Below are 6,817 nucleotides of genomic sequence, written 5' to 3'. Positions count from 1 at the left end.
GGGTTTGCGGCAATCATGGTAGCCTTACTGTCAGATTTGTTTTTCTTGCCGGCGCTAATGCACTGGTTAAAACCAGACATGGGACGTAAAAAGGCTCTGGCTGTTTCCGCAAAGGTAGCGCAAGCCTAGACGACGATATTACTTTTTTAGTATGCCATCGACCATTGCCATTGCACTGTCAATGGCATAGCGGGGGAAATCAATCTTCTCTGGGGCAATCATCAATGCAATACCAATGCCGTCGAATACCCCGCGTAAGCCTGAGGCAATTGCATTGGCATCGGTTGTTGATTTGAATTCCTTTTGCTTAATTCCGAGCCGGATGATGTCAGCGAGCAAGGTGTGGAAAAGCTGATATTGATAATGCATTAGTTCGCGAAAACGCGGTAAAAATTTTGCTTGCGCAAAGAAGTCTAAAAATAACTGATTGTATTTACCGAGTTCAATCATGAGCTCTTCGTGGCCGTGCATTAAACGCTTGAGTTGTTCGTAGGCTGACTCATTGGGGTTGATGTCTAATTTGATGCGATCGAGGTTATTCTCTAAAAAGCTATTCAGCACGCCAATGAGAAGATCTTCTTTGCTGTCGAAATGGTGGTATACGCCGCCCTTGCTCAAACCTGATGCGTTGACAAAATCGTTCATACGACTGGCGGCGACGCCTTTTTCTAATAATACTGTAATGGCGGCGTCAATTATTTTTTGGCGGCGGACATCAGAATTCATATTTAATACTCATTGTTGCAGACTCTTCGGCGGCCACAATGGGGTTATTCTCGCCGAGTTCGCCTAGGTCGGCGGCGCTTATCGCGAAAGCGGTACTCCAGTAATCGTTCCACCTGTAATCAGCAAGAATGGTTGCGCTGGCAAAGCGGGGGTTCGACGACCAGTTGCCTAGTAAGCTCATCACTAAGTTGTCGTTTAGAAAGGTTTTGCGCCAACCTAGGCTGAGTACTTGAGTATCATTTACCGCAATCGCATCGTTACTTAAATGGGTGCCCCAAATACCGGCATTAATAATGTGATTGCTTGTGGTGGTGTATTCAAACCCCACTGCAGCGTCGTAGCGTTCTGTCGTGTCATCACTGAAGGCGATCAGTTGTTCGCTGCGATAGGCGGCCTCTACCTTGAGTAATAAACGGCCAATAGCGATGGCGCTAGCGGCGCCAACAAGATTGAATTGCGCCAAGGCTGGTTCAACGCGGTAGCCGTCCGGAATTGCGTTGTCGCCGGTGATCTGCCCAAGTGCTCCGCCGATAATGTCCGCTGGGCTCGGGCCGGCGTCACCTCTTAGCATGGGCGTGGGATTATTATCGTAGAGCCTCGCATACATTAGGCTTAAGTCGTAGCCGTCCCCGAGCCATTTGTAGCGCAAGCCCCATTCTTCTTCAGGGTCAATGTCGAGCCTGGCGCGGGGAAAGCCCGGCGCGATATCGACGATGAGTGGATGATGTTGGTAGATGTCCGTGCGAGCTTCGGGTGTGTAGAACACCTGTAACTGGCTTTGACTAGAAAAACATTCACCAACGAGCATATCCTGGGCAAGGCGTACACTGCCGTAGTCCGTTAGTAGCTGTTCGGTGTAATCAAAGGGGGTGACGATGTCGGTGACAAAGGTGCCTTCAACGGTTCCCCAGATTAGAGTTTGTCGCCCGAGTGTGCTTGAGCAGGCCCCCCGGCTGTATTGCAGCCATGCGCGTTGCAACTTGTTGTGCCCGTAGGCGTCGCCGCGATTTTCTGCGAGATCATCATTGTGCCAAAAGTAGCGATATCGATTATCTACGTTCAGGTACACACCCTCGGCGACATTACCTTCGTATACCACACGCACACTGCTTTGTTCGCGGCTAGCATCGCCGGGAATTTGCGTGTGGCTGTGTTCCAGCGCCGTTTTAAAACCGTCGGTCCAACTGGACTCGTTCACTTCTAGCGCAGATGAATCAAAGGCGAAATCGTCGCCGCCAAGAAAATCATCGGCGTGCGCCGCAAGGGAGCAACACAGTGCAGTAACAGTAGTGAACTTATGCAGCGTGCTTGGCTTTTTCATTGGAAATTCTTTCTCAATGCTTCAAGGGTTTTTTCGCGAAAGGCAAAGTCGGTGAGGGTGCGCTGGGTCAGAAACTCGTCGTCTACGGTGACGTTCATGGTAATCGATTCAGTTTTCATATTGGACAGTCGCTGGGACTGCAGATTGATGAGGGTAACGTCTCTGGCAAGCCAGTAGTCGTTAATTTTCTCAATATCCTTGAATAGTATTTGCTTAAAGGGTTTGCCGCGCTTGTCGTAGGTTTGGGCCTTAAGCAGGGTGTAGCGTTCCTGATCGACCCAGTAAAGCAGCTTGCTGTATTCTGTTTTTGCTGCACGTACAGGCTTGGGCGTCGCTTCTATAACCCAAACCTGGCGATCGCCAAAGGGCCCTGCCTGCAATATTTGGTAGGTGTATTCATCAGTGTTGCCGCTCTCCATGTCTTCGGTAGTGAATTCAGAACCGAACACCGAGACTGGTTCACTGTCTTCGCCATTGCCACTGGCCATACGCTTGACCTTGCCGAGTGCCGACAGATACAGCCATGATTCTGTATCTTTAGTGGTGTCGTCGTAGTTGTAGGTAAGCATGCCAATACCGCGTTCGCTCGCTGGTTCGAGGACAATGGAAATACCCTTGCTGTCTTTTTTCTGGGGGCCATATTGCTTGGAAACCGATTCCAGTACTTTTACGCGAGGCGTATCGACACAGCTAATCTGCTTGTTTTTATGGCCAAATTTGCAGGTAGATAATTGCATGCGCATCATCGTGCCGTCAGAAATTTCGCGCTGCTGCCGATCCATTTTTTCCATAATGGCATGGCCGCTTTGCTCACTGGCGCTAAGGCCCAGTGTGGCAAGGCTACATAGCGTGCCGAGCATAAATGATTTTATTTTCAACATTTGCTTAACTCCATTATTTGATTATTAAGTATCATGCTTGAGAGCCGGTCGTCAGCTCATGCTTGAGCAGTTTGTCGCGGCCTAGGTTGGGCTTGAGCCAATGCATTAATGCGGGCAAAAATAACAGGTCTGACAGCGAGGCAACGAAGATAGCCAATGCGCCAAATAGGCCCGGCTTGGCGAGCCCTAGGTAACCGGCAAAGCCGAGAACGGCAAATCCCAAGCCCAGAATTAAACTGGTGAACACGACGGCCTGACCTACTTCTCGTAATGTGGTTCGCACCGCGACGCCAACATTTCCGCTTTCAATCCACGCGTAGCGGTAGTGGGTAAGAAAATGAATCGTATCGTCGACGGCTAGGCCAATAATTATTGGCGCAACAAGTAGCGTGTCGCTGTCGAGGGGAACGCCAAACCAACCCATAACGCCGAAGGTGAATACCGCCGGCAGGAGGTTTGGAATCATCGAGATGACGCCAGCCTGGGGTGAGCCGAGGGTGAGTATCATTAATACCGTGATAATAATCAGCGCAAAGCTAAAGCTCTTTAATTGCGTCCATGCCACGTGGTCCATAAGCTCCATCATCAGATGAAATGTGCCAGTGGTGTTAATCGTCATGTCGGGGTAGTCGGCTTTGAGCGGGCCAAAAATACGCTCAACGTCCCGATCTAATTGATCAAAGAAGGGGGTGTATTCATTCGTGCCTGCATTTCTTAGCATGAACGAGATGTGGCTGGTGTCGTAATTGTCACTGACCAATTCGCGGCGATCGGCTGGGTTAGCATTATTGAACAAATACAGGAGTTGCGCAGCAAGCTGCGGGTCGCTGGGAATGCGGTGGTAGCTCGGGTCATTATTGTGCATTACCTGATTGCTGTCTTGCACAATGTTTGCGAGCGATAAGGTTTTGACGACTTTGTCCGAATAGTTGTCCTTAATATGACTCTGCAAGTCGCTAATTGCTTGTAATACACGGGGATCTTTCAGGGCGTCGTTTTCTTTAAAGTCCATTAATACCTCAAGGCCCATGCCGCCCATCATGTCTTTATCTACTACCTTCATTGCAATATCGACGGGAGTGCCTTCCCTCGCTAGTTTGGAAAAATTAGTATCGATTTTTAATTCTAATGCCCCGTAGATCAGCAGTATAAAAATACCAATGTAGGCAACAACAATGGATTTGGCGCGGCGCTCCGTAAAGCCTGCAATCCAAGCTAACATAGGCTGCAAGTCGATAAGCGGCTTCTTACCTTGCGAAGTAATATCGTTTTGGGCAGCAAGACGTGGGTGCCAAATATCCAATAATGCCGGTAATAGCCCAAAAATCAGCAAAAACGCAAAGCCCACCGCAAGTGCCGAGGTTATGCCGAATGTAGCGATAATAGGCATGTCTGTGAGAGTGAGTGCCAACATACCGACCATGGTGGTCAGTGAGGTGAGAAGAATCGGCGTGCCCGTTTTTCGGTAGGCTAAGCTCATGGCTTGTTCGTGATTTTTACCTTCCCGACTGAACAGGGTATAGGCGCTTAGCACGTGCACACAGCTGGCTATACCAACAGCGAGCACGAGCATAAAAGTGAGCGCTAACATCGTGGTGTAGGCCATGCCCAGCCAGCTACCTAGTCCAATCGCCCACAGTGCGGAGATAACCACAACCAATAGTGGCCATACGACGGCGCTAAAGGAGCGAAATAATAGCCATAGCAGAATTACCACCAGTGCGACCATTGCCAGCAATAGCTCTGCGGCTTCTACAATGCTTTTCATTATGAATTCCATCGTCACCGGATTGCCGACAAAGTGGAGTTCAAACCCAGCATATTTTTCTTGCTCCGTAATCACTCTAAGCGCAGTCATGAACCGGAGGTATTCGTCTAGCTGCACTGAGACAAACTCGACGTCGCTGACTTCCGCACTGCTATCAACCGCGAGGGGTGCAGTCGCATCTAAACCAAAATCAAAAGAATCGGTCTGGAGTAGATTTGTGGTATCCGCTAATGCGCTATTAAAGTCATTATCAGTCGGTACGGCGCCAAAATTGGTTTTTAGGCGAATACCGCCGTATATAAAATCTTGGGAGTGGAATACGCGAGCAAAGCTGTCTTGACTGAGCGCAATGGCGCGGCGATTTTCGCGCTCGCTGTCAGTGCTGGGTAGGCTATTACCAATCAGCTTCTTTGCGGTTAAGGTGTCGCCGTCGGCGATTTGATAGCGCGCGTTGATAAGGCTATCAACTTGCACAATGCGGGCTAATTCGTTCGGCTCTGGGTGTAAACTGGCGGCTTCGATTTCCTGGTGTAATGCGGCGAGGGTGCGCAGCGCAGTGTCCGAAAAAACATCGCCGGATTCCGGTTTATAGACAATGTATACACCTTCGTCACTGCCAAAATGCTGCCGAAAGGCATTCCTAATCTCAAGGGGCGCTGCGCCCTCTTCAAACCAGACCTCTGGCGACATGTTCACTACAAAATTCTTGGCGATGCCAATGCTCATCACGACGGACGTGGCAATGAATAGCGCAATACAAAGCCAGCGATAGGGGCGCAGCGTGCTAGGAATGGCTTCGAATAGGTAGCTAAGTCGCGATGACAGTTTTTGCACAGATTACACCAGTATGCGGAGGACGATTGATGATATGACTGTACAGACCGACTGGTTGGTTTTCAATGCATGGGTCTGTTGGTTTGGGTTAATTAACGTCCATCTTTTACGCTGTGATAAATATTGCAGCACGAGTGCTCGGATTGATACACAGGGCGAGACTGGAGTGGGTAGCTAAGCAACTGATAATTCAGGTATATTTAAATTACGCCAAAGCGCGTAAATTGATAGACCGTTAACTATGCGTTAACATCCATTATTGTCGACGACTCTCTAGGATTAAGTTACGTGACCGCTGAAATTCGCAATCAACATGGCCAGAAAATGGGGCGTAAGGGTAAAGAAACCCGGCAGAAGATTATGGATGTCACGCTGAAAATGCTAGAAAACCGCTCTTATAAAGATATAACGGTTTCTGAAGTAGCCCAGGAGGCTGGTGTATCGAGCTCCTCATTTTACGTCTATTTTGAAGACATCGAAGATGTGCTATTTGCCTGTGTGAAGGCGGCGGCCTTGGATCTGGGCGATCTTCACGAAATCCTTGATGAAGATTGGGATCATGAGAACCTTACTGCGCAGGTTCAGCGGTTTGTCGATACCTATAATCAGCTTTGGGCTAAGTACCAAGTAGAGTTACGGATCCGTAATCTTGAGGCAGATCAAGGTAATGTGCGCTTCCTCAATGTACGGGTAGAGACGACCCGGGATATTTTGCAAAAATTAGGAAAGAAAATCGCCCGCTTGAACCCTTCATTGGAACACCCTTATCAAATCTCGATTGGTGTGCATGCCGCGATGGGGGCTATTGCCGCCCAGCATGAAATCGGGATTACTCGTGGCGCCTCAAAGCAAACCAGAAAACTGCTGAGCGCGGGTATTGTTGAAATGATCTGCGAAATTATGAAAGGCGGTCCATCGTAGCGGCGCTTTGTATTATTCGCAGCTTGCTCATTTACATTGGTCAGTCTGTGCTCACAATTCCTAGCCTCGTTAAGCCCGCCGCGGGGCTGGTGATTTTTAGGTTGGCATCACGGTATTTGCGTAAGCCAAGCCCTGCGGAGGTAGCTAATACTAGGTTCTCCCCGCTTTTATAATTCTTATTTCCATCCGTGTTGGGCTATTTTCGGCAAGCTCTAGGCTGCGGCTGACTCACAATAATTGAATTGACGTCAGTTTTTTTGTGCCGTATATTCGTTTCATGGTAATACCAATAATTGGGTAGTCTCTTGGCACTTTGAGCGTTGCTAAAGCCACTCGCGGAGCTGGGAAGTCGAGGCTATTGAGTGG

At 49.1% G+C, this 6,817-nt stretch carries 5 protein-coding genes; 1 reads left to right on the top strand and 4 read right to left on the bottom strand.

All coding sequences use genetic code 11. The features are described from left to right. Positions 1-138: 138 nt before the first annotated feature. The 4 genes from ABYT30_RS13460 to ABYT30_RS13445 are packed head-to-tail and all read right to left on the bottom strand — an operon-like array spanning position 139 to position 5,530. Positions 139-726 carry a TetR/AcrR family transcriptional regulator gene (locus ABYT30_RS13460; RefSeq protein WP_373082148.1) on the bottom strand — a complete coding sequence of 196 codons (588 nt, stop codon included), beginning with the start codon at positions 724-726 and terminating at the stop codon, positions 139-141. Then, positions 716-2,047 (bottom strand): hypothetical protein, encoded by a 1,332-nt coding sequence (locus ABYT30_RS13455; protein WP_373096960.1) that lies wholly within the window; start codon positions 2,045-2,047, stop codon positions 716-718. The genes ABYT30_RS13460 and ABYT30_RS13455 overlap by 11 nt, the downstream gene beginning before the upstream one ends. After that, complete coding sequence (locus tag ABYT30_RS13450) at positions 2,044-2,928, bottom strand: outer membrane lipoprotein-sorting protein (protein WP_373096958.1); 885 nt, start codon at positions 2,926-2,928, stop codon at positions 2,044-2,046. Before ABYT30_RS13450 ends, ABYT30_RS13455 begins: the two co-directional genes overlap by 4 nt. Before the next feature lie 31 nt (positions 2,929-2,959). Beyond that, positions 2,960-5,530, bottom strand: coding sequence for an RND family transporter (locus ABYT30_RS13445; protein ID WP_373096956.1), 2,571 nt, complete (start codon positions 5,528-5,530; stop codon positions 2,960-2,962). Positions 5,531-5,818: 288 nt separating this feature from the next. Between ABYT30_RS13445 and ABYT30_RS13440 the strand changes: the two genes are divergently transcribed. Beyond that, complete coding sequence (locus ABYT30_RS13440; protein WP_373082988.1) at positions 5,819-6,451, top strand: TetR/AcrR family transcriptional regulator; 633 nt, start codon at positions 5,819-5,821, stop codon at positions 6,449-6,451. Positions 6,452-6,817: the final 366 nt, after the last annotated feature.

The organism is Zhongshania sp. (genome assembly GCF_041623545.1).
Taxonomy (GTDB): domain Bacteria; phylum Pseudomonadota; class Gammaproteobacteria; order Pseudomonadales; family Spongiibacteraceae; genus Spongiibacter.
Note: the sequence above shows the minus strand (reverse complement) of the source record. Positions and strands in the feature narration are given on the sequence as shown.

Bases quoted from the DNA above. Each gene is read 5' to 3' on its own strand.
- ABYT30_RS13450 (WP_373096958.1), bottom strand. From the start codon at position 2,928: ATGTTGAAAATAAAATCATTTATGCTCGGCACGCTATGTAGCCTTGCC.
- ABYT30_RS13455 (WP_373096960.1), bottom strand. From the start codon at position 2,047: ATGAAAAAGCCAAGCACGCTGCATAAGTTCACTACTGTTACTGCACTG.
- ABYT30_RS13460 (WP_373082148.1), bottom strand. From the start codon at position 726: ATGAATTCTGATGTCCGCCGCCAAAAAATAATTGACGCCGCCATTACA.